Below are 23,585 nucleotides of genomic sequence, written 5' to 3'. Positions count from 1 at the left end.
CGGCCAATGGCGTTTTGCCGGCTTGACCTATTTTAGAACTATTATATTGATTACGATAAATCAAACCGACGCGGGAGAATGCCTCATGGCCATCAAGCAACCGGCCGCCGTGCTGCTTGCAGCGCTTGCGCTTGGCATTCCCGGTGTTGCAGCGGCCAGCCCCGCGCCACTCGTGCGCACGGCGCAGGGCCTGGCGGCGGGCACGGCGAGCCGCGGCGTGGAAGCCTGGTTGGGGCTGCCTTATGCGCTAGGCCCGGTCGGCGCGCTGCGCTGGCAAGCGCCGCGCCCGGCACCGGCCTGGCAGGGCGTGCGCGATGCCAGCCGCTTTGGCCCCTCGTGCTATCAGGCGCAGGCCGGCGCCTGGGGCCCTTATACCGCCGAATTCCTGGCGCCGCCGCCCTATTCCGAAGATTGCCTGACTGCCAACGTGTGGAAACCGGCGGGCCCGGCGCATGGCTTGCCGGTGCTGGTATTCATCCATGGCGGCGGGTTCAGCGGGGGTGGCGCCACCGTGCCGGTCTATGACGGGGCAGCCTTGGCGGCGCGGCAGGCCGTGGTGGTCACCATCCAGTATCGCGTGGGCGTGTTCGGGTTCCTCGCCCATCCGGCGCTGCGCGGGCCAGGGCAATCGGGTGCCTCGGGCAATTACGGCCTGGAAGACCAGATTGCCGCGCTGCGCTGGATCAAGGCCAATATTGCCCGCTTTGGCGGCGATCCGGCCAACGTGACGATCGCGGGTGAATCCGCCGGCGCCGAATCGGTCGTGGCGCTGATCGTGTCGCCCCGCGCCAAGGGCCTGTTCGCCAAGGCCATCGCGCTGAGCGGCGCGAGCATGGCGGTGGACGTGCCCAGCCTGGCGCAGGGCGATGCCGAAGGTCAGGCGCTTGGCGCGCGGCTGCACGCCGCAGACGCGGCAGCGCTGCGCGCGGTTGCGGCGGCAGACCTGGTGGAGGCGACCAAGGTGGTTCCCGGTGGCAGCGGCCCGCCACGCCTGGTCTATGTGCCCCACGTTGATGGTGCGTTCCTGCCGCATGATCCGGTCCGCGCGGCGATGCCGGTGGCCAGCCCGGTCCCGTTGCTGACGGGCTTCAACGGCGCCGAGATGATCGACCTGTCGATCCGCACGCCCGCCGCGTTCGAAGCGGCGGTGCGAGGGCGCTATGGCGATTTTGCCGATCGGCTGCTTGCGCTCTATCCCCATGCCGATGCGGCGCAGGCCCAGCAATCCAACCTTCTGATCGCGCGCGACCGTTATATGACCGGGCTGCTGCTCTGGGCCAGGGCTCGCGCGCAGGCGGGCCAGCGGGTCTACGCCTATCTTTACGACCATGCCTATCCGCCCGCACCGGGCGGGGCATCGTTCGGTGCGTTCCATTCCTCGCAACTGCCTTATCTGTTTGGCACGTTGGGGCAGGGCGGGCGCCAGTTCACCGCGCGCGATGCGGCGGTCAGCCGGCAATGGCAGGACCACGTGCTGGCGTTTTTGCGCAGCGGCAACCCGGCCGGCCGCAGTGCGCCCTGGCCGGCGATGGCGGCGGACGGTTCTGGTGCGGTGATGTGGCTGGGCGACAAGCCGGGCCTGGCACCGGCGGTATCCACCCCGGCACGGCAGGCGGCCTTTGCCGCCTATGCCGCGGCCGGTGGCAATCTGGGGCTGATGTAATGGCATTCCGCGACGAAGCTGATCGGCACGAGGCAAAGCGAGGTAATATGGCAGACAAGACCGCCGGTGCATGGCAGCGCCGCGAATTCATGGCCGGGTTGGCGCTGTTCGGCGCGGCCCTTGGCGCCTCGCTCGGCCCGGCCGACGAAGCGCTGGCCGCCGCGCGGCGCAAGGCGGCGCGGCTGGCCCCGCACCAGGCGTTGATGCGTGATGTTGCCCAACTGGTCATCCCGCGCACGGGCACGGCCGGGGCCGGTGAAGTGGGGGCGGGCACGTTTGTGCTGCTCGCGCTCGACCACGGGCTGGACGGCACGCGCAAGCCGCTGCCCGATGCGCTGCGCGCCGATCCGGCGGTCGCGGCCTTTGCCCGTCCCGATGGCAGCCTCGATCACGCGAGCTGGCTGGCCGCCGAACTTGCCAAGCGCGCCGGGCGTCCGTTTGCCGTGGCAACGCCCGCGCAACGCCAGTCCGCGCTGGCCGCACTCGATCACGATGCCTTTGCCAAGGTGCCTGCTGCGCAGCCCTGGCACCCGATCAAGAACCTGATCCTGACCGGTTACTACACCAGCGAGATCGGCGGTTCCAAGGAACTCAACTACGAACTCGTGCCCGGCCGGTGGGACCCCGACGTGCCGGTCACCCCCACCACGCGCAGCTATTCCAGCGACTGGACGGCCATCGATTTCGGCTGATTTGCGGACAGGATGTTTCCCATGGATTTCGATGCGATTGTGGTTGGCTCGGGCATCAGCGGTGGCTGGGCGGCCAAGGAATTGACCAAGGCTGGGCTCAAAGTGCTGATGATCGAGCGGGGCCGCGAGATCCGCCATCAGCAGGACTATGATACGGAAATGAAAGCGCCCTGGGAAATGCCGTTCCGGGGCGAAGGCGATGCCGCGCTCTATGAACGGGAATATCCCGTGCAGATGCTCAATCGCCATTTCAACGAATTCACCCAGGGCCACTTCGTCAACGACGCCCAGAACCCCTATCAGACCACGCCCGAAACGCAGTTTACCTGGTTCCGCAGCTATCAGCTGGGCGGCCGCTCGCTCACCTGGGGCCGGCAGTGCTATCGCTGGTCGGACTATGACTTTGCCGCCAATGCGCGCGATGGCCACGGCACCGACTGGCCGATCCGCTATGCCGACCTCGCCCCATGGTACGACAAGGTGGAAAGCTTCGTCGGCGTCTCGGGTGCCAAGGAAGGCCTCAAGCAATTGCCCGACGGGCAATTCCAGCCGCCCATGGCGCTCAACGTGGTGGAGCAGCACACGCGCGAAGCGATTGCGGCGCGCTGGCCCGATCGCTGCCTTACCGTGGGACGCACCGCGAACCTGACCCAAGCCAAGGAAGAAGAAGGCCGGGCGCCGTGCCAATATCGTTCGATCTGCGCGCGCGGGTGTTCCTATGGCGCCTATTTCTCCACGCAATCGAGCACTTTGCCGGCCGCCATGGCCACCGGCAACCTGACCGTGATCACCGATGCCGTGGTCGAAGCGGTGGATTATGACCCGGCCACGCGCCGGGCCACCGGGGTGCGCTACATCGACACCAAGACCCGCACCCGCAAGAGCGCCACGGCGCGGCTGGTCTTCCTGAACGCCGGGGCGTTCAATTCGGTGCATGTGCTGCTCAATTCCGCCACCGAGGCGATGCCGCAGGGCCTGGCCAATTCCAGCGGCGTGCTGGGCACGCACATCATGGACCATGCCAACACGCTTTCGGCAGCGGCGATCATGCCCGGCTTCGACGCGCATACCTCGTTCGGCAACCGGCCGACCGGCATTGTCATTCCGCGGTATCGCAACATGGAAACGCTCGACGGCGTCGGCCACACGCGCGGCTTTTCGTTCCAGGGCGGCGCGTTGCAAAGCACCTGGACGCAGGGCAAGCGGATGGAAGGGATCGGTGCGGACTACAAGAACACGCTGCACCGTCCCGGCCCGTGGCGCATGGTGCTGGTGGCCTTTGCCGATTGCGTGCCGCGCGCCAGCAATCGCCTGACGCTCGATCGCAGCAAGACCGATGCCAACGGCCTGCCGCAGCTCAAGATCGAGTTCGCCTTTGGCGCGGAGGAACACGCCGCACTTGCCCAGGCCAAGGCCGAGGCAGCCGAAATGCTCACCGCTGCGGGCGGGCAGGTCATCATGGGCTTTGACCGGCCGGGTGCGGGCGGCACCGCGATCCACGAGATGGGCGGCGCGCGCATGGGCAACGATCCGGCCACCAGCGTGCTCAACAAGTGGAGCCAGGCGCACGATGTGGCCAACCTGTTCGTCACCGATGGCGCGCAGATGAGTTCGTCGGCGTGCCAGAACCCGTCGCTCACCTACATGGCCTTGACCGCGCGCGCTGCCGATGCGGCCGTGGGCATGCTGCGCGAAGGCAAGATCTGAGCGTGCCAAAGTCCACCGGTCGAGACCCGCAAAGCCTGACGCATCGCCAGAAAACCTTCGCGTTGATCACCCTGATCACGGCGCTGGTGCTCGAAATCGTCGACATGACGATCGTGAACACCGCGCTGCCGGCGATCAAGGCCAGCCTGGGCGCGGATGCCCAGGCATCGCAATGGATCGTGGCGGGCTATTCCCTGGCCTTTGCCGTGCTGCTCATGGCCGGTGGCCGCCTGGGCGATACTTTCGGCTATCGCCGCATGTTCCTGATCGGGGTGACGGGTTTCACCCTGGCTTCGGCGGCCTGCGGGCTGGCCACGACCGGCACGGCGCTGGTGGCGGCGCGGCTGCTGCAGGGCGCGACGGGGGCGGTGATGGCGCCCCAGGCGATGGCCATGGTCCAGGTCATGTTCTCCCCGCTCGAACGCGTTTCACGCATGGCGTTGTTCGGCGTGATCGGCGGCCTGGCAGCGATTGCCGGCCCGGTGCTGGGCGGCATCCTGATCGAGGCCAACCTGTTCGAACTTGGCTGGCGCGCGGTGTTCCTGATCAACCTGCCGGTGGGGATCGGCGCGGTGATCGCCGGCCTGGTGCTTTTGCCCGAGGCCCGGTCAAGCCGGCCGGCCGGCTATGACCTGCTCGGCATGGCATGGTTCGGCCTGGCCATGGCGGCGCTGTTGCAACCGCTGATCGGCGCGGCCGAAAGCGGCCATGGCGGGGTGAACCTGTGGCCGCTGCTCGCCGTGATACCTTTGGGGATCATGGCCTGGCGCCACGCCGGGCGGCGCGTGCGCGAGGGGCGCCCGGCGCTGTTCGATCCAGCCTTGTTCAACATTGCCAGTTTCCGGCTGGGGCTGGCGCTGGCAATCGTGTTCGGCGGGGTGGGATCGGGCTTCCTGCTGGTCTTTGCCTTTGCCTGCCAGGCAGAGCGCGGCCAGACGCCACTGTTCACCGGCTTGCTGCACATGCCCTATGGCCTGGGCGCGATGTTCGGCATCGGGGTGATGAGCCGCAACCTTCTGCCAAGGCTGGGCCGCTGGGTGCTGGTGCTGGGCGCGGCGACGATGCTGCCCGCCACCGCGCTGGTGCTGTGGGGCATTACCGTTGCGCACCTGCCATGGCTGCTGGTGGTGCTGGCGCTGATGATGGCGGGCGCGGGCATGGGCATGACATCGGGCTGCGTTGGGCCCGTGGTGGTTTCACGCGTGGATCGCGACCACGCCGGGGCGGCCAGTGCCCTGCTCAAGACCAGCCAGCAATTCGGTGCGGCGCTGGGCGTGGCGCTGGTGGGCAGCCTCTATTTCGCCAGCGGTGCACGCCATTATCCGTTTCCGGCCATGGCCGCGCTGGCGGCGATCGTCGTGCTGCTGGGCCTGTGCATGGCGATTGCCTGGCGCCTGCCGCACAAGCTGTTTGATTGAAGCAACGGGGCGGGGGCGCCGCTGCGCCACCCGCCCGCTGGTGAGAACCGGGCCTAGCCCTGGGGTTCGAGCGTGGCGAGCGCCACGTCGTTGCTGTGCATCGGCACTTCGCGCACGAAGGCGCCATCGCTGCCCACGGTGACCGTCTCGCTCGCTTCCGGCTGGTCTTGTGCCTGGGCCTGAAGGCTGGCCAACTGCGCCGGGGTGAGCTGTTCCGGGGCGCCCATGTCGATATAGGCGGAATAGGCATCGTTGGCGCGATAGCCGGTGCGATGCAGGGTATAGCGATAACGACCCGGCTTGAGGTGGTTGAACGCCAGGCGCACCGGCGCGACCGGCGCATTGGGCACCAGCTTGCCAAAGAAGCTGCGGTTGCTGGTGGGCTGGTCGGGCTGCCGGAAATCCCACACCAGCGCGGCCAGCTTGCGGCCATCGCTGGCGATCCAGCTTTGCCCGTCGGCCGAGGGCACGCGGTGGCCCTGCAGGGCATGGAGATACTTGTAGGCGAACCACGCGGGCTTGCGGATGCCGTCCTTGGTCATCAGGCCAAAACCGCCGTGAAACTCGGTCGTCGGCGGGCCGGGTTCCTCGAACAGATCGGAATAGACCCAGTAGCTCATCCCTTGCGCCGCGCCTTCCACGGCTTTCAGCTTGGACAGAATATAGGGCGCGCTGACATAGGAATCGTGCACCAGGTCACGCGGGGTATAGCTGGTGCTCCATTCGGTGAAATAGAGCGGCAGGCCAGGGAAGGGCGAAGCCTCGATCTGCTGGCGCACGCGCAGCACGTCACCCGTGATCGCCTGCGCCGAAGGATCGAGCTTGGTATCGTCCTTGCCCATTTCGTCGAGGAAACCGCCGTTCACGCCATAAGTATGCGTGGTGACGAAATCGATCGTGCCGCCCTTGGCCTTCACATAGGCGAGCAGTTCGGGCACCCACGCCGCGCCTGCCGTCGAAGGACCGCCCACGCGCAGTTGCGGGTCGATCGCCTTGATGGTTTGCGCCGTCTGCAGGTAGAGGTCGAAATAGGCCGGTTGATCGGCTTTTTCCCAGAAGCCGGCCAGGTTGGGCTCGTTCCACACTTCGAAAAACCACTGCCGCACTTCCTCCCGGCCATAGCGCGCAATCGCATGGCGCACGAAGGCGTCGACCAGATCGCGCCACGGCCCCGGCTGGGGGTGCGAGGTGTTGCCCTTCCAATAGAAGATCGTCTGGTCCGAGGTCTTGATCGCATCGGGGGTGAAGCCGAGTTCGACGAAGGGGCGCAAGTTGCGCGCCTTGAGATCGTCGTAGAGCGCGTCGATCGCGGTCCAGTCATAGACGATCTTGCCGTTCACGCGCTTTACCGTGCCCAGCGCATCGTGGAAAATGTCGTGAAAGCGGATGGTGCGGAAGCCCAGTTCCTCGCTCGCGATCTTGAGCTGCGCCATGTTTTCCGGGCGGCGCAGCGTGCCGGGGTAGTCCGACCCGATCGAGAGATCGAAGAAGCGGTCGATCGGCCCGCCATCGCGCGCCGCATCGATGGCGATCTGGCGCACGGCCGGCGGCCCGTCCGGCACGGCATTGGCCTGCGGCGCGCCCGGCGCGGGCAGCGGCTTGTTGGCCGGCATGCCGACGACCAGGCCGCGCCCGTGGGGCGCGAGGTAGAGCGTGCCGGGATCGAGCATGTCGCCCGCGATCGCGCGCAGCGTGCCGAACTGCTGGTCTGCGCTGTTGATCCGCACCCAGTTGGCGCCGGCATCGTCGGACCGCCAGAGCCCTTCCTGGCCCATGACCTTGCCCCACAGGAACACCGCCGGGTAGCCATCCTTGACCGTGGGTGCGCCAAAGCTGACCAGCCAGGCCTCGGTCACCTTGCGGTTTTGGGTGACCTTGGTCTTGCTGTCGGGCGAATGGAACAGGCCCATCGGCAGCGCCAGCCACAGATCGCGCACGCGGCCCGGCACCACCGCCAGGCGGCCCTGCTGCCAGGATTCAAGCTTGGGCAGCCCTTCGATCAGCGGCTTGAACGTGGCGCCGCCATCGCCGCTGGCCAGCACGGCGGAGGCCGCACGATCATAGACATAATAGATGCCGTCGGCGGCCTTGTCCGCCACGGGCAGGTAGGAATCATCGGCGCGCGCAGTGATCCCGGACGAAGGCTTCCAGGTGCGGCCCGTGTCGGTCGAGAAATAGAGGCCATCCTTTTGCGGCGCCCAGACGAGCGACGTAGCCTTGGCCGAAATGGCCGCCACGCCCAGCCCGCGCCATGGCTCGCCCGGTGCCGGCGGTTGCCAGGCAGAAGCGCCGAACGGGGTCCAGCTGGCGCCGCCGTCGGCCGAGACATAGCCGTGGGTGGGCGCGCGATCGACCAGGCGGACCAGGCTGCCTGGCTTGAGGCCGGCATAATCGATGCTGAAGTTGGTTTCGCTGGCGGGCGTGAACAGACCCTTGCGCGGCGGCGTGCGCGCCAGGTCTTCCCAGGCACCGCCGCCGACATCGCCGAACGCGGCGAGGATTGCCGCCCCGCCGGTGGGCGAGACCATCTGCAGCGTGGCGGCCTCTTCCAGGTTGGCGACGGTGAAATCGAATTGCACCGGCTCCTGGCCCTTGGCGCTGGCAAGGTTGCGGCTCATCCACAGGCCATAGCCGGTGCCATAGACCAGTTCGTCGGGCTTGAACGGATTGAACTTGAGATCGGCCATCCAATGGCCCATCCGATCCTCGCCCTTCATGTAGTCGACCAGCCAGGGATAGCCCTTGGGATCGTGGCGTGCGTGCGTGGACAAGGCGTTCCAATGCGCGCCGCCGTCACGCGAAAGGTAGATATCGTCGCCCGGTGCCCAGCGATCGATGGTCGATACCGCCAGGGTGCCATCGCTCGACAGGTCGATGCCGGAAAAGCCGCCGGGCAGGCCCGGAGCGGGCGGGGTGGGGGTGATATCGTGCCACGCGCCGTCCTTGCCGTCGCGCTTCCACACCGCGCCGGTCTTGACGTTGGCGGGGTTGAGCGTGCTGGCCTGGTCGCCGCCGGCGAACGTCACGTAGAGGCTGCCGTCGGGGCCGAAGACCAGGTGCTGGGGCACCAGCGCGGGCAAACCGCGCACGGGGGTAAAGCTGGCGCCGCCGTCGCGGCTCACCACCAGCGCGCCGGTGCCGTCGGTCGATCCGGCCCAGACCTTGTTGGCCACGGCGGGATCGACCGCGACCAGGCTGAACCCGGCGACACTGGCGCCGGTGCGGGCAAAGCTGCGGCCGCGATCGGTGCTTTTCCACAAACCGTCGCGGTTCGACCCGAAATAGAGCACGTCGCCCTGGCGCGGATCGACGGCCAGCCGCTCGCCCGAGCCGCGGCCATCGCTGTTGCCGCCCACGCCGATCGGCAGTTCGGTTTTCTGCCAGGTGCGGCCGCGATCGTCGGAACGCAGGATCGCGCCCTTGCGGCTCCATTGCGAAAGATAGAGCCCCGTTGCGGCATAGATCCGATCGGACGCCTGGGGATCGACGGCAAAGCTGAGCACACCCATCAGATCGCCATCGTCATGGCCCAGGTGATCGAGCAGGGGCAGCCACCGCTTTCTTTCGAAATCAAAGCGATACATGCCGCCGATATCGGTGCGGGCATAGAGGATGCCGGGCTGGCGGGGATGATAGAGGAACCCGTCGATGAACCCGCCCGCGCCGAACGGCACGGTCTGCCAGTGATAGGGCCCACTCGCCAGCGGAACGGGCGCTGCGGTGGCGGCGGCGGGTGCCGGTCCCTGGGCATGAGCCGGCATGGATAGGGCAAGGCTTGCGGCGATAGCGCCCAAGGCGGCCATGGTCCTTCGCGCGGGGCACGTTGCGGGCATGTCTCTCTCCTTCCCTGGCCGGCTGCGGGGCACGGCGGGTTATGGTTTTTGCGCTGGATTTCGCTTCCTTGCGGCAGGGCATAAATTGCGCTCGAATTGCCGTCAAGATAGCGCTAACAATACACCATCAAAAACGCGGCGCGCACCCCGTCGGGCGCGTGCCGAGCATCGAGAGGAGCCTTGCCGGGCATGTTCCACCCTGGTTTTTCGCTGCGCCTGGCGCCCTTCGGCGCGTCTTGCGGCGCGCTGGCCCTGGCGCTTGCCGCCGCGCCCACGCTGGCGCAGGCCGCGCCCTTTGCCCTGGCACCGATTCTTACCGACAACGCCGTGTTCCAGCGCGGCGTGTCGATACCATTGCGCGGCACGGGCGAGCCGGGCAGCGTTGTGCATGTGCGGCTGGATGATGGCGTGGCCCAGGATGCCACCGTGGCCGCCGATGGCACCTGGCAGGTGGCGCTGCCCGCGCATGACGCCGGCACCGGCCATGTCCTGCATTTTGCCGCGTCCACCGGGCAGCAGGCCCACCTGGCCAATGTGGCGTTTGGCGATGTCTTTCTGTGTTCGGGGCAATCGAACATGGAATTCACCCTGCGCCATGCCACCAATGCCGATACGGTGATCGGCAACAGCGCCAATGCCGACTTGCGCCTGTTCAACGTACCCAAGCAAAGCAGCCTGGCGCCCCAGGCGCAATTCGGCGCGCCGGTGGCGTGGGCAACGGCCGGGCCGAGGAGCGTGCCCGATTTTTCGGCCGTGTGCTATTTCATGGGGGCCGATCTCCAGGCGACGCGCAAAGTGCCGGTGGGCCTGATCGCGGCCTCGTGGGGCGGGTCGATCATCGAGGATTGGCTGCCGCAAGCGGCTGCCCAGCGCTTGGGCACGTATACCGACGAACTGGCCTTGCTGGCACTGCGTCGGAGCGATCCGGCGGCCGCCCAGGCGGCGTGGAGCGAGCGCCTGGGCACCTATTTCGCGCGCACGGTGCGCAAGGGCGCGGGCCGCCCCGCCGATGTTTCGCGGGTGTGGGAGGAATGGGGCGATCCCGCGTTCGCCCAGTTCGATGGCACGGCCACCTACACCGCCACAGTGCAACTGACCAGGCAGCAGGCGGGCGCCGTGCAGGCGCTGCGCCTGGGCGTGGCCGACGATATCGACCAGACCCTGGTGAACGGGCGCGTGGTCGGGGCAGACGTGGGTTGGAACAACCAGCGCCGCTATGCCCTGGCGCCCGGCGTGTTGCACGCCGGGGCCAATACGATCACGGTCAACGTACTCGACAGCGGGGGCGGCGGCGGGCTGCACGGCGCGGCGCCCCCGGCGCTGGAACTGGCCGACGGCCCGGCGCTGCCGCTCAAGGATTGGACCGTGGTGCAGGGGGCACCGCTGGGCGGTTCCGGCCGCGTGCCGATGCCGCCATGGATCGCCGCGAGCGGCCTTACGACGCTGTACAACGGCATGATCGCGCCACTGGGCGATTATCCGTTGGCGGGCATCGCCTGGTACCAAGGAGAATCGAACGCCGGCGATGCCCAGGGCTATCGCGCTTTGCTGCGCGGCTTGATTGCCGCCTGGCGCAGCCAGTTTTCCACCCGCCGTTTCGGCATCGTGCAGATCGCCGGCTATGGCCCGCTCGCCACTGGTCCGGTTGCGGCGTTCTGGCCGCAGATCCGCGAGGCGCAGCGCGAGGTGGCTGCCACCGATGCCGAAGCAGGGCTGGCCGTGGCGATCGACGTGGGCGATCCCGACGATATCCACCCCACGCGCAAGAAGCCGGTGGGCCATCGCCTGGCCCTGGCGCTTGCCGGCAAGGACGTGGCGGCGCTGCCCCAGGCCGGGCGTGACGGCGCCACGCTGCGGCTGCGTTTCAACCGGCCCTTGCGCGTCATCGGCGATAGTGTGCCGATCGGCTTTGAACTGTGCGATGCGGCGGCCCATTGCCGCTATGCGGCGGCGCGGCTGGATGGGGCGGAAACGGTCGTCTTGGCGACGCAGGCAGGCGATGCCAGTCTGCGCTATCTCTGGGCAGACAGCCCGGTGGCGAACCTGTTCGACGCCGATGCCAGCCCGGTTGCACCGTTCACGATGCCTTTGCCGTGACAGCGAACGCGACCGGCCGGGTGGATGGCCCGGCCGGCCGCGCCTGCGCCCCTCGAGGGAAGGGGCGGGTATGCGTTCACGCGTCTAGTCCTTGGGGCAGACCGCACCGGTGGGATCGCCCGACAGGCGCGCTTCGGCCAGGGCGATGGCAAAGGGGCCAGTGCTGGCAAGGCCCAGCACTTCGTCCACCTTGCTCATGTCGAGCCCGCGCGCGGCAAAGCACGAGAGCGGCACGCGCAAGATGTGCCATTGGCCATCGGCGGGGGCGAGCACGCCGTTGAGCGGCACGCCGGCCGCTGAACCATGGGCCGCCAGTTCCAGAGTGACCGGCGCTTGCGGCGCCTGCTCCACCCGATACGTGAGTTGCAGCACCATCTGCGCGTTCAATTCGCGCATCCAGTTCAGCGGTGCGCCACGCACGCGCAGTGCGCCCTCTTGGCCCGCCTTCCAGGCCAAGCGCAACGCGCCTTCCTGCGTGGTCGCGCTATCGACCTTGCGGGCGTCGAGGCCGGGCGCCAGGTCCAGCTTGAACGGTGCGGGCGCTATCGCGCGGCTCAGGAACAGCGTGGTATTGGCCGCCCCGGCATCAAGCCCCGGTGCTTCGTCGAGCGCGCCGACCTTGCCGCCGTGGGCATAGCTCAGGCCATAATCCAGCGGAAACAGCGGATCATAGCCCGCCTTGCCCTGGTTGAGGGTGAACTGGCCTGCCGTCCTGGGCCAGGAAAACGACAGCCGCCCCTGGAAATCGCTGCGCGGCGTCCCTTGCGCGGTGCCGACCAGCACATCGGCAATGCCGCCGCCCTCGCTGCCCGGCAGCCAGGCGGCGACAAAGGCATCGGATTGGTTGAGCTCAGGGTTCACCCACAGCGGACGGCCCGAGAGGAAGACCGAGACGGTGGGCACGCCCGCTGCGCGCAACCGCTTGAGCAGGGCCAGCGCCTGCTTGTCGCCCGCCTGGAATTCGAGGGTTTTCACGTCGCCCACACCTTCGGCATAGGGGGTTTCGCCAAAGACGACGATCGCCACGTCGGGCTTTTGCGTGAATGTGCCATCGCGGCTGAGCATGGCCGTGCCGCCGCCGGCCTGCACCGCCTGGGCAATCCCGGCATAGATCGATTGGGCATTGGGAAAATCGGCATTGGTGTTGCCTTCGCCCTGCCAGCTCAATGTCCAGCCGCCCGATTGCAGGCCGATATCGTCGGCGGCAGGGCCCGCCACCAGCACGCGCGCGTTGGCGCGCACCGGCAGCACGCCGTCGTTCTTGAGCAGCACCAGCGACTTGCGCACCGCCTCGCGTGCCAGGGCGCGATGGGCCGGCGATCCCAGCACGCCATCCAGCCCCGCGAGCGGCCGGGCCGGATCGAACAGGCCAAGGCGAAATTTCACGCGCAGGATGCGGCGCACGGCGTCATCGACCCGCGCCATCGGGATTTGTCCGCTGCGCACCTCGCGCAGGGTGTTGTCGAACAGGCCTTTCCAGCCGTCAGGCGCCATCGCCATGTCGAGCCCGGCGTTGAAACTGGCGGGGCAATCCACGTTGCTGCAGCCGGGCACCTGGGCATGGCCATTCCAATCGCCCACGATGAACCCGGTAAAGCCCATGCGCCCCTTGAGCACATCGGTCAGCAGGCTGCGATTGCCATGCATCTTCTGGCCGTTCCAGCTGTTGAACGACGCCATGACTGTCATTGCGCCAGCGCGGATGGCGTTGGGGTAGCCAGCGTTGTGAATGGCGATCAGTTCGCTTTCGGGCACTTGCGTGTTGCCCTGGTCCACCCCGTCGGTGGTGCCGCCATCGCCCAGGAAATGCTTGACGCTGGCCGCCACGTGCCCGGTCTGGATGCGGTTGTCGGCGCCCGGCTTGCCCTGCAGGCCTTCCACCATGGCGCCGGCATAGGCGCGCACGATTTCGGGCCGTTCGGAATAGCCTTCGAACGTGCGGCCCCAGCGATCATTCTGTGGCACGGCCAGCGTCGGGCCAAACGCCCAGTCGATGTCGGCCGCCGCGGTTTCGCGCGCCGTCGCCTCGCCGATGCGGCGGACCAGATCGGGGTCGTGCGCTGCACCGAGCGCGATGTTGTGCGGGAAAAGCGTGGCGCCCACCACGTTGTTGTTGCCGTGGACCGCATCGATGCCGAACATCAGCGGGATGGGCTGGTGGCCCGGCCGCCGCTCCATCGCCACGGCGCGAAAGGCGCGGGCGGTGGCCACCCATGGCCCGGCGGGGGAGCGATCGGGCGCATCGAGCGGCGGCGTGCTGCCGCCGGCCAGGATGCTGCCCAGGGGGTATTGGCGCAGGTCATCGGGCCGGATGGTGGAAAGATCGGCCTGGATCATCTGGCCGATCTTTTCCTCTAGGCTCATCGCGCGCAGCAGCGCGGTGATTTTCCGCTCCGTCGCGGGATCGAGCGCCAGGCCGCTTTTGACCGCAGGCCATAGCGCGGGATGGGCCTGCGCGGCAGCAGGGGTTGCCGTGTCTTGTGCAGCCGCCACGGGAGGGCTGGCAGCCAGTGCGCCCGCAAGCAGGCAGGCGGTGAAACTGATGGTCTTGCGGTGCATCCTGATCCCGATCTCGATGGCGGCGGCGGTTGCTTCGTCCGACACGGAATGCAATAGTTAGCGTTACCAAGCAGACGCGCGCAAGCGTTGTTTTGCTTGCATGGCGCCGGAGCCGCGCGTAGGAGCCGGAAGATGGCAGAGCAGGACAATGGGCGCGCAAAGCGGGGCCAGCGCAGGGGCGCGCGCGGGCCCACCGTTGCCGACGTGGCGCGTCTCGCCCAGGTTTCGCCGATGACCGTGTCGCGGGTCGTAAACAGCGATCCCAAGGTTCACGAAACCACCCGGGCCAAAGTGGAAAAGGCGATTGCCGAACTGGGCTATGTGCCCAACCTGGCCGCGCGCAGCCTGGCCGGCGGGCGGCAATGCCGCATCGGCCTGCTCCATTCCAACCCGAGCGCCGCCTATCTCAGCGAATTCCTGGTGGGATCGACCGAACAGGCCAACGCCATGGGGGCACAGCTTCTGGTCGAACATTTCGAGGAAGAGGCGAGCCGCGATGAGCTGGCTGCCAAGCTGCTGCTGCATCGGGTGGATGCCGTGCTGCTGCCGCCACCGCTTTCCGATGACGTGCTGCTGCTGGAATGCATCAACCGGGCGGGCATGGTCATGGCGCAAGTGGCCACGGGTGCGCCCTCGCCGCTGGCCCACGCCGTGACGATCGATGATGAAGCCGCCGCCTTTGGTCTGACGGCGCGCCTCATTGCCCTGGGGCACAAGCGCATCGGTTTTATCGGTGGTGCGCCCAACCAGACGGCCAGCGCCCTGCGCCGCAACGGCTATCGCCGTGCCTTGGAAAGCGCGGGCATCGACGCCGACCGACGCCTGGAAACCACCGGCGATTTCACGTTCCGCTCCGGCATGGATTGCGCGCTGGCATTGCTGGCTTTGGACGAGCGGCCCTCGGCGATCTTTGCCAGCAACGATGACATGGCCGCCGCCACGATCGCGGCGGCGCATCGCATGGGATTGGACGTGCCGCGCCAGCTTTCGGTCTGCGGGTTCGACGATACCGCCTCGGCCACCAATGTCTGGCCTGAACTCACCACCGCGCGCCAGCCCGTCGCCGACATGGCGCGCGAGGCGGTGCGCCTGCTGGTGGACAGCGTGTTCGATGCCAAGGCGCGTACGCCGCGCCACGTGCGCGTGGATTTCTCGCTGGTCTTGCGCCAGTCCGATACCGGCGTTGCCGTTTCGGCCTGACATCGGCCGGCTTGACCGGGCATATTGCTGTTGATAGCGCTACCAAGGTAAAAGCGCCCGGCTGGCTGGCAGACCGGCGCGCGCCATGGGAACTGTGCCGATGACCGATCCGACCCGCCGCGATGCGTTCAAGGCCCTCGCCGTTGCCGGATTGGCTCCGGCCGGGTTGCCCGTCGCCGCCTCGGCATGGGCCGCAGCGCCCGGCGCGGCCGCCGCGTGCCACCCTGCCGCTGCCGCACCGGCGTGGGCGCGTGGACAGGAAGGGCAGCGCCGTGCCGACTTGGGCAACGGCACCTATCGCAATCCCATCCTTGGCGGCGATCATCCCGATCCCACCGTGCTCAAGGATGGCGATACCTATTACATGACGTTTTCGTCGTTCTATTCCTATCCAGGCCTCATCATCTGGAAATCGACCGACCTGGTGAATTGGGCGCCGGTCGGCCCAGCCCTGCACAAGCCGCTCGGGACCGTGTGGGCGGTGGACCTGTGCAAGCATGCCGGGCGCTATTTCATCTACATACCCGCCGCGCCTGATGGCGATCGCTGGTCGATCTATGCGATCCATGCCGAGCGGATCGAAGGGCCATGGAGCGACCCGGTGGATCTGAACATCCCCGGCTGCATCGATCCGGGGCACGTGGTGGGCGAAGACGGTGAGCGCTATCTCTTCGTCAACGGCATTCGCAAGATCCGCCTGGCGCCCGACGGCCTTTCGACCGCCGGGCCGCTGGAGCCGGCCTATGCGCCGTGGGTCTATCCGCAGGACTGGATCGTGGAAGGCTTTTCGCCCGAAGGGCCCAAGCTGCTGCGCCGCAACGGTTGGTTCTATATCACCACGGCCGTGGGCGGCACGGCCGGGCCACCCACCGGGCACATGGTCATCGTGGCGCGTTCGCGCTCGGTGCACGGCCCGTGGGAGCATTGCCCGCACAATCCGATCGTGCGCACGGTCGATGCAGCCGAGCCGTGGTGGTCGCGCGGGCACGCCACCATGGTGGAAGGGCCGGGCGGCGATTGGTGGATGATCTATCACGGCTATGAAAATGGCTATCGCACGCTGGGCCGGCAAACCTTGCTGGAACCGATCGTGTGGACCGCCGAAGGCTGGCCCAAGGCGATGGGGGGCGATCTTTCGCGCCCCTTGCCCAAGCCGCGTGGTGGTCGCGCGGGTCCATCCGGCATGGCCCTGTCGGATGATTTCGCCCACGATCGTTTTGGCCTGCAATGGGCGTTTCACGAACCGTCCCTGCACGAGATGGACCGTGTGGCGCGCCCCGGTGCCGGCTTGGTGCTGGCCGGCAGCGGCAAGACGCCGGCGGACAGCAGCCCGCTGACCATGGTCGTGCCGGATCGTGCCTTTGCCGTGGAGGTGACGATCGACCGGCACGATGGCGGCGAAGGCGGGCTGCTGCTGTTCTACAACCACCAGGCCTTCGTGGGGCTGGGCTTTACCGCCGATGTCGCCAAGCTGTGGCAATATGCGCAGGAAATGGCCTGGGCCCGTGCACCTTTGCCCGCCGGGCCGCTGCGCGTCAGGCTGACCAGCCAGGACCAGATCGTGACGTTCTGGCTGTCACACGACGGGGGACATACCTGGGCGCTGCACGGTTTGCGCATGGATGTTTCGGGCATGCATCACAACACCTTCGGCGGCTTTCTCAGCCTCAAGGTCGGGCTTTACAGCGCCGGTACGGGCCAGGTGCGCTTCAGCGACTTCGCCTATCGCGCGTTGTAACGCGCAGCAGGCAGCGCGGAAAACCAAATTGGAATAAAAATACAGTTTTGTCCGTTGCTCTTGTGCAACACTTCAAGGCCCCCTTCAGGGGCTCTTTTGCGGTCGTTTTGCGCACTATCGCAATGCACCATGGTGGGGTGCGAAACGCCCTTATCTCATTGATATTATAATTCCAAAGTATTGAAAATAAAGAAATGATGCGAAGCAGAAAAATCGCTCGTTTCCGATGCCTTCACACCCACCCTCGCCGCGAGGGGCCGAATGTGTCGATTTGTTGATAATCGGATTTGCGAATCACGCGGTGTAATGGTAGCGTTAACGCAGATGATGTGCACGGAAACGCGGCGCAATCAGGAGAGGAAATCGGGGGTTCAGTTCCAGTTCTTGGCGGCGGTCGTGTCGGGCTTGGGGCCCACGCGGCCTGTAAATGTCTAAAAATTCGTCGAAATTTCAAATATAGCCTGCAATTGGGAGGGGTTATGCACCAAGTTGTTGTGCGCAGCACGCGCCGAAACACACGTAAGATCGGGTTCCTTGTCACCTCCAGCCTGGTGATGGCCGCGTCGCTTGCGGCAGGGTCCGCGCACGCGCAGGAAGCCGCGCAAGCTGCTGCAGACAAGGCCAAAGCGGCCGAAGAACCCAGCGTCCCCTCGATCATTGTTACCGGTATTCGCGGCTCGCTGAGCAATGCGCTCAATACCAAGCGCAATTCGCAGGTGATCGTCGATTCCATTTCCGCTCAGGACATCGGCGCCCTGCCCGATCGTACCGTGTCGGAAGCGCTTCAGCGCGTGCCTGGCATCACCATCCAGCGTACCGGCGACGTCAACACGCTCGAAGGCAGCGACCCCGGCCGTGTCCCGGCCGAAGGCGGCGGCGTGTTCATTCGTGGCCTCTCGTGGACGCGCAGCGAAATCAATGGGCACGACGTATTCTCGGCCAACAGCGGCCGTGGTCTGAGCTTTGAAGACGTCTCGCCCGACCTCATGGGTGCGGTGGACGTCTACAAGACGCCGTCGGCCGATATGGTCGAAGGCGGGATCGCCGGTATCGTCGACCTGCGCACGCGCAAGCCGCTCGATTCCAAGAACTTCATCGCCGTTTCGGGCGATTGGAACTATGCCGACAAGCGCAAGGAAGGCTTCTTCTCCGGCAACGCCGTCATCAGCCACCGCTGGGACACGCCCGGCGGCACGGAAATCGGCCTGCAACTGTCGGCGTCCACCGGCAAGACCGGCAACCGCACCGACGCGATCCAGACCGGTTCCATCAGCACCACGACGCTGACGTCGGCGCAATCGGGCCTGCCCGCCGGCACCACCGTGGCGCTGCCCAGTGGCTTGGGCTATCGCTCGGTGGAATGGACGCAGGTGCGCCACTCCTATGACGCCGTGCTGCAGATCAAGCCTTCGTCCAGCCTGCTGTTCACGTTCGAAGGCATGGTCGCCAAGGTGACGCCGCGCGACACCGAAAACGCTGTGGGGATCAACGACCAGAACGGTGGCTTCGCCCTCGATCCCAGCTTCACCTTTACCGGGCCGCAACATACCCTGGCCACCGGCACGTTGACCAACGCGCAACTCACCTATGACACCCGCGTCGGCCAGCAGGACAAGGTGACGCGCGAATTCTATGGCAGCATGTTCTGGACGCCGACCGATCACCTGACGGTGAGCGTGGACGTCGATCACGTCAATTCGCACGCCAGCGTCTACAGCCTGACGGCGTTTGACGGGTTCGGTCTCAACGGCAATCGCCCCTCGGTGTCATTCGACCTGACCGGCAAGACGCCCAGCCTCAATTTCATCGAAAACGGGTTGAGCCTGAACGATCCGGCGAACTATTTCTGGTATGCTGCCATGCAGCACAACGAGAACAATCGAGCGTCCTCGTGGGCAGAGCGGGCCGACGTGACCTATACGCTTGACGAGGGCAACTTCTTCAAAGCCTTCAAGGTTGGTTTCCGCAACACGTCCAAGGACCTGGTCACGCAGTCGACCAACTATAACTGGGGCCTGCTCAGCACCGCCTATTGGGGTGGCGGCACGCCGGTCTATCTCAACCAGGATCCTGGGAACGTCGGCCTGACCGGCCAGACCACGCGGCTCGCCTTCAACAACTTCATGGGCGGCAATGTCAGCGTGCCGGGCGGCTGGTTCGCCAAGAGCGGCTTGCTCGACAAGGGCGCGGCCAATGCCTACAAGTATCTGGTGACGACGCAGAGCGGCAATGGCGGCTGGTCGCCGCTGACCGACGCTGCGTTCGACGGCAGCGCCGGCTCGAACAACGCCTATGGCACCAACACCCAGACCGAAAAGACTCTGGCCGGCTATGCCATGGCGCGCTTTGGTGACGAAGGTGGCTTGCTCGGCCGGTTTGATGGCAACATCGGCGTCCGCGTGATCCGCACCCGCACCACCGCGGTGGGCGCGATCTTCCTGCCCACGCTCAATTCGTCCTCGTCCAACTCGCAAACGGCGGCCGCGTGCGTCGCGGCCAACGGCGCGGCAGCGTGCCAGGCGCTGGTCAATGCCGCCACGTTCGTGGGCGATGGCAGCAAGACGCCGGTCGATGCCCGCAACAGCTATACCGACGTGCTGCCCACCTTCAATTCGCGGTTCTATCTCAACGACAAGACCATCCTGCGCTTTGCGGTGGGCAAGGCGATCTATCGCCCGAGCTTTACCGATCTCCAGGCCAACCAGACGTACAACTTCAGCTTCCAGTCCGACGGTTATACGCCTGCCGTCACGGCGCCGCGCACGCTCACGGGTGGCAATCCCTACCTCAAGCCGATCCGCGCGTGGAACTTCGACGCCAGCTTCGAATACTACTTCGGCAAGGCCAACGCGGTGACGCTGGCAGCGTTCTTCAAGGACGTTACCAACTATATCAGCCCGCAGGCCAGCACCGTTACGTTGACGCGCAATGGCGTGACCCAGGATTTCCAGGTCAACATTCCGGTCAATGGCGGGCATGGCACGATCAAGGGCGTGGAAGCGGGTTACACCATGTTCTTCGACAGCCTGCCGGGCGCGCTGTCGGGCCTGGGCTTCAACGGCAACTATACCTTCATCCAGAGCACCGGCGGTCGCAACCCGGCGAACCCGCAGCTTGCCCCGGGCAGCCTGCTGCCGGGCGACCTGCCGATGCAGGGCCTGTCCAAGCATTCGTTCAACGCGGCGCTGCTCTATGAAAAGTATGGGGTTTCGGCACGCCTTGCCTACAACTGGCGTTCGGAATACCTGGCCAATGCCAACGGCGCCAACGTCAACCAGCCGGTGTGGAACGAAGCCTATGGCCAGCTCGACGCCTCGTTCATCGTGGACGTCAACAGCAACGTGAAGGTGGGCCTGCAGGCGCAGAACCTGCTCAAGGCCAAGACCTATATCGATGTTGGTCCGGCCAGCCTTCACCCGCGCTATGCCTGGGAAGAAACCGATCGCCACATCGCTTTCCTGATCCGTTCTAAGTTCTGATCAGCTAGCATCTTGCCCACGGGCTTGGGCTCTGGTTATCTCCCCGCGCTGCCCCAGGCAGGCGCGGGGATGACCGGCCGAGGCAGGGGGAGGCACCAATGAACGAAGCAGCCATCCGATCGATCACCATCCTGGGCGGTGGAACGGCCGGTTGGATGGCGGCGGCCATGCTGGCCAAAAAGCTCGATCCGCGCACCGTGAACATCACCTTGGTCGAATCCGAAGAGATCGGCACGGTGGGTGTGGGCGAGGCCACGGTGCCGCTGTTCTGCCATTTCAACGCAACGCTGGGCGTGGACGAGCACGCGTTCATGCAGGCGACCCAGGCCAGCTACAAGCTGGGCATCGAATTCTGCGACTGGGGCGTGGCAGGCAACACCCATTTCCATGGCTTTGGCGATTTTGGCGAGCCGATCGACGGTATTGCCCCGCACCAGCACTGGCTGCGCCTGCATCGGGCCGGCGACACCGCCCCGATTGACGATTATTCCGCGCCTTATGCCTTGGCGCGACGCGGCAAGTTCATGCCGACCGATCCGCGCCAGCCGCGTTATCTCCACGCCTATCATTTCGATGCCGTGCTCTATGCGCGCTATTTGCGCGGTCTTGCCGAAAGCCGCGGCGTGGTTCGCGTCGAAGGCCGCGTGGTGGATGTGCCGCTCGATGCCGAAACCGGCCACATCCGGGCACTGGTGCTGGCCGACGGGCAGGTGGTGGATGGCGAACTGTTCATCGATTGCACCGGTTTTGCGGCCGAATTGATCGGCCGGCGGCTGGGAACGCCCTATGTCGATTGGTCGCACTGGTTGCCGTGCGACAGCGCGATTGCCGTGCCCTGCGCGAGGGCCGAAGCCCCCGCGCCGTTTACCCGCTCCACCGCGCTGGCGGCGGGTTGGCAATGGCGCATTCCGTTGCAGCATCGCGAAGGCAACGGCGTGGTCTATGCCAGCGCCCACATGCGCGATGACGAGGCCGAGGCCACGCTGCTGGCCAACCTGGCCGGGGCGCCGTTGGCAACCCCGCGCCGTTTCCGCTTCACCGCCGGGCGGCGCGAAGCGTTCTGGCGGCACAATTGCGTGGCCCTGGGTTTTGCCAGCGGGTTTCTCGAACCGCTCGAATCAACCGGCATCCAGTTGATCCAGAATGGCATCGGCCGCCTGCTGGAGTTTTTCCCCGATCGTCATTTCGATCCGGCGGTATGCACCGAATACAACCGTGTGTGCGGCGCGGAATGGGACCGCATCCGCGATTTCATCATCGCGCATTACTGCGTTTCGCAGCGGCCCGAGCCGATGTGGCAAGCCGCGCGCGCAATGGATCTGCCCGATACGCTGCGTCACAAGCTGGACACTTGGCGCGCCACCGGCCGCGTGCCGCTGCTGGACGGGGAATCCTATTCTGAATCCAGTTGGGCCGCGATCCTGCTGGGCAATGGCTTTCTACCCCGGCGGCACGATCCCCTGATCGACGCGTTGCCGGTTGAGGCCCTGCGCGCCAGCATGGCTCGCCGGCGCGAGGACCTCGCCCGGTTGGGCAGGGCCGCGCCCGATCACCAGGTCTATCTCGACCGCAATTGCAAGGCAGCAGCTTGACATGGTGGATAGCGACACCGCACCCCGGCATATCCGTTCGATCGTCATCGCCGGGGGAGGCACTGCCGGTTGGATGGCGGCCGTGGCGCTGTCGCGCACGATTGCGCCGCATCGCTGTGCGATAACCCTGATCGAATCCGAAACGATCGGCACGATCGGCGTGGGCGAAGCGACCATTCCACCGATCCTGTCGTTCAACCAGATCATCGGGCTGGGCGAGGCCGAGTTCGTTCAGGCCACAAAAGCGACGTTCAAGTTGGGCATCGAATTTGCCGGCTGGCGCAACCGTGGCCACCGCTATTTTCATCCGTTCGGGCGTTACGGCAACGATTTTGCCGGCACGAATTTTCATCAGCACTGGCTGCGTGCCCAGTCATTGGGTGATACGACGCCGTTCGGGGATTTTTCCTTGAACGAAAAGGCCGCCTATTCGGGCAAGATGGGCAAGCTCGACAGCGATCCACGGTCGGTGTTCTCGACGTTTTCCTACGCCTATCATTTCGACGCCGCACTCTATGCCCAGCATCTGCGCAGCATGGCCGAACAACGCGGGGTGGTGCGCCGCGAGGGGCTGATCGAGGACGTCGTGCTCAACGGCGAAAGCGGCCATATCGAAGGCTTGCGCCTGGACGATGGCGGGTTGGTGGAAGGTGATCTGTTCATCGATTGCACGGGCTTGCGCAGCCTGTTGCTGGGTGAGGCGCTGGGCGTGCCATTCGTGGATTGGACGCATTACTTGCCCTGCAATCGCGCGCTGGCAGTGCCGACCGACAGCATCGACCTGGACCGACCCTATACGCGCTCCACCGCGCATGAAGCGGGCTGGCAATGGCGGATTCCGCTGCAGCATCGCATGGGCAACGGCATGGTCTATAGCGCGGCGTTCTGGAGCGACGATCAGGCCCATGACGCGCTGATGGCCAACCTGGAGGGCAAGCCGCTGGCCGATCCGCGCCCGATCCGCTTCACCACCGGGCGGCGCGCGCAAAGCTGGGCGAAGAACTGCGTGGCCATCGGCCTTTCCGCCGGATTTCTCGAACCGCTGGAATCCACCAGCATCCATCTCATCCAGATCGCGGTTGCAAAACTGTTGAACTGGTTTCCCGACCTGGATTTCGATCCGATGACGATGGGTGAGTTCAACCGTCAGATCATCAACGAATATGATCGTATTCGCGATTTCCTGGTGCTGCACTATCACGCCAATGCCCGGCACGACGACGCTTTCTGGCGGCACTGCGCCACGCAGCCGATTCCCGATACCCTGGCCGAGAAGATCGCCATGTTCCGCCGAACCGGGCGGCTGCTTTCCCGCGAGAGCGACTTGTTCCAGGACGCCAGTTGGCTTGCGGTGATGCTGGGCCAGGGGATCATGCCGCACGGCCACGACCCGCTGACCGAAAGCCTGCGCCCGACCGACCTGGACAAGCTGTTGCGCGGGATGCGCCAGCTGATCGCCAAGGCAGCCGATGCCATGCCGACGCAGCGCGCCCATCTGGCGCAGATGGGCCAGGCGCCGCGCCAGATGGCGCTGGGCTGAAGCGCCGGGGCTTCGTACGACAATCCGCAGAAGCTGTTGCAAAGCCTCGCGAGGCGTTTTAATGATA

12 protein-coding genes are annotated in these 23,585 nt (G+C 66.1%); 10 read left to right on the top strand and 2 right to left on the bottom strand.

The genetic code is table 11. From position 1 onward, the window contains the following. Window positions 1-85 precede the first annotated feature (85 nt). Genes FHT19_RS10505 through FHT19_RS10490 form a run of 4 tightly spaced genes read left to right on the top strand, consistent with a single transcriptional unit; the run spans window position 86 to window position 5,480 of the window. Entirely contained in the window at window positions 86-1,663 is a 1,578-nt protein-coding gene (locus tag FHT19_RS10505; protein ID WP_169475089.1) for a carboxylesterase family protein, read from the top strand. 47 nt (window positions 1,664-1,710) lie between these two features. Further along, the gene (locus FHT19_RS10500) at window positions 1,711-2,355 is read left to right on the top strand and encodes a gluconate 2-dehydrogenase subunit 3 family protein (protein WP_169475088.1); all 645 of its coding nucleotides are present in this window, start codon (window positions 1,711-1,713) and stop codon (window positions 2,353-2,355) included. A gap of 21 nt (window positions 2,356-2,376) precedes the next feature. Next, complete coding sequence (locus FHT19_RS10495) at window positions 2,377-4,062, top strand: GMC family oxidoreductase (RefSeq protein ID WP_169475087.1); 1,686 nt, start codon at window positions 2,377-2,379, stop codon at window positions 4,060-4,062. 2 nt (window positions 4,063-4,064) lie between these two features. Beyond that, window positions 4,065-5,480 (top strand): MFS transporter, encoded by a 1,416-nt coding sequence (locus tag FHT19_RS10490; protein WP_248290401.1) that lies wholly within the window; start codon window positions 4,065-4,067, stop codon window positions 5,478-5,480. A gap of 53 nt (window positions 5,481-5,533) precedes the next feature. Here FHT19_RS10490 and FHT19_RS24395 read toward each other — a convergent pair whose 3' ends face one another. Continuing rightward, window positions 5,534-9,241 (bottom strand): hypothetical protein, encoded by a 3,708-nt coding sequence (locus FHT19_RS24395; protein ID WP_248290400.1) that lies wholly within the window; start codon window positions 9,239-9,241, stop codon window positions 5,534-5,536. A gap of 261 nt (window positions 9,242-9,502) precedes the next feature. Between FHT19_RS24395 and FHT19_RS10480 the strand changes: the two genes are divergently transcribed. Further along, window positions 9,503-11,410 carry a sialate O-acetylesterase gene (locus FHT19_RS10480; RefSeq protein WP_169475086.1) on the top strand — a complete coding sequence of 636 codons (1,908 nt, stop codon included), beginning with the start codon at window positions 9,503-9,505 and terminating at the stop codon, window positions 11,408-11,410. Window positions 11,411-11,494: 84 nt separating this feature from the next. Here FHT19_RS10480 and FHT19_RS10475 read toward each other — a convergent pair whose 3' ends face one another. Next, complete coding sequence (locus FHT19_RS10475; RefSeq protein ID WP_248290399.1) at window positions 11,495-14,014, bottom strand: glycoside hydrolase family 3 protein; 2,520 nt, start codon at window positions 14,012-14,014, stop codon at window positions 11,495-11,497. Window positions 14,015-14,101: 87 nt separating this feature from the next. On the opposite strand from FHT19_RS10475, the gene FHT19_RS10470 reads away from it, so the two are divergent. The 5 genes from FHT19_RS10470 to FHT19_RS10450 all read left to right on the top strand — a co-directional run bounded on the left by FHT19_RS10470 (window position 14,102) and on the right by FHT19_RS10450 (window position 23,518). Then, a complete protein-coding gene (locus FHT19_RS10470; protein WP_169475085.1) occupies window positions 14,102-15,169 on the top strand; it encodes a LacI family DNA-binding transcriptional regulator in 1,068 nt (355 codons plus the stop codon). A gap of 100 nt (window positions 15,170-15,269) precedes the next feature. Next, complete coding sequence (locus FHT19_RS10465) at window positions 15,270-16,907, top strand: family 43 glycosylhydrolase (protein WP_169475084.1); 1,638 nt, start codon at window positions 15,270-15,272, stop codon at window positions 16,905-16,907. 554 nt (window positions 16,908-17,461) lie between these two features. Further along, complete coding sequence (locus FHT19_RS10460; protein WP_169475083.1) at window positions 17,462-20,386, top strand: TonB-dependent receptor; 2,925 nt, start codon at window positions 17,462-17,464, stop codon at window positions 20,384-20,386. Between the two features lie 98 nt (window positions 20,387-20,484). Next, a complete protein-coding gene (locus FHT19_RS10455; RefSeq protein WP_169475082.1) occupies window positions 20,485-21,978 on the top strand; it encodes a tryptophan halogenase family protein in 1,494 nt (497 codons plus the stop codon). 1 nt (window position 21,979) lies between these two features. After that, complete coding sequence (locus tag FHT19_RS10450; protein WP_169475081.1) at window positions 21,980-23,518, top strand: tryptophan halogenase family protein; 1,539 nt, start codon at window positions 21,980-21,982, stop codon at window positions 23,516-23,518. Window positions 23,519-23,585: the final 67 nt, after the last annotated feature.

Source organism: Novosphingobium sp. SG919 (assembly GCF_012932495.1).
Classification (GTDB): Bacteria; Pseudomonadota; Alphaproteobacteria; order Sphingomonadales; family Sphingomonadaceae; genus Novosphingobium; species Novosphingobium rhizosphaerae.
The sequence above is the reverse complement of the archived record's forward strand: the minus strand, read 5'-3'. Positions and strand labels throughout refer to the sequence as shown.

Excerpts from the sequence above, each read along its gene's own strand:
- FHT19_RS10505 (WP_169475089.1), top strand. The coding sequence starts at position 86 with ATGGCCATCAAGCAACCGGCCGCCGTGCTGCTTGCAGCGCTTGCGCTT.
- FHT19_RS10465 (WP_169475084.1), top strand. The coding sequence starts at position 15,270 with ATGACCGATCCGACCCGCCGCGATGCGTTCAAGGCCCTCGCCGTTGCC.
- FHT19_RS10480 (WP_169475086.1), top strand. The coding sequence starts at position 9,503 with ATGTTCCACCCTGGTTTTTCGCTGCGCCTGGCGCCCTTCGGCGCGTCT.
- FHT19_RS24395 (WP_248290400.1), bottom strand. The coding sequence starts at position 9,241 with ATGCCGGCTCATGCCCAGGGACCGGCACCCGCCGCCGCCACCGCAGCG.
- FHT19_RS10470 (WP_169475085.1), top strand. The coding sequence starts at position 14,102 with ATGGCAGAGCAGGACAATGGGCGCGCAAAGCGGGGCCAGCGCAGGGGC.
- FHT19_RS10500 (WP_169475088.1), top strand. The coding sequence starts at position 1,711 with ATGGCAGACAAGACCGCCGGTGCATGGCAGCGCCGCGAATTCATGGCC.
- FHT19_RS10460 (WP_169475083.1), top strand. The coding sequence starts at position 17,462 with ATGGCCGCGTCGCTTGCGGCAGGGTCCGCGCACGCGCAGGAAGCCGCG.
- FHT19_RS10450 (WP_169475081.1), top strand. The coding sequence starts at position 21,980 with ATGGTGGATAGCGACACCGCACCCCGGCATATCCGTTCGATCGTCATC.
- FHT19_RS10455 (WP_169475082.1), top strand. The coding sequence starts at position 20,485 with ATGAACGAAGCAGCCATCCGATCGATCACCATCCTGGGCGGTGGAACG.
- FHT19_RS10495 (WP_169475087.1), top strand. The coding sequence starts at position 2,377 with ATGGATTTCGATGCGATTGTGGTTGGCTCGGGCATCAGCGGTGGCTGG.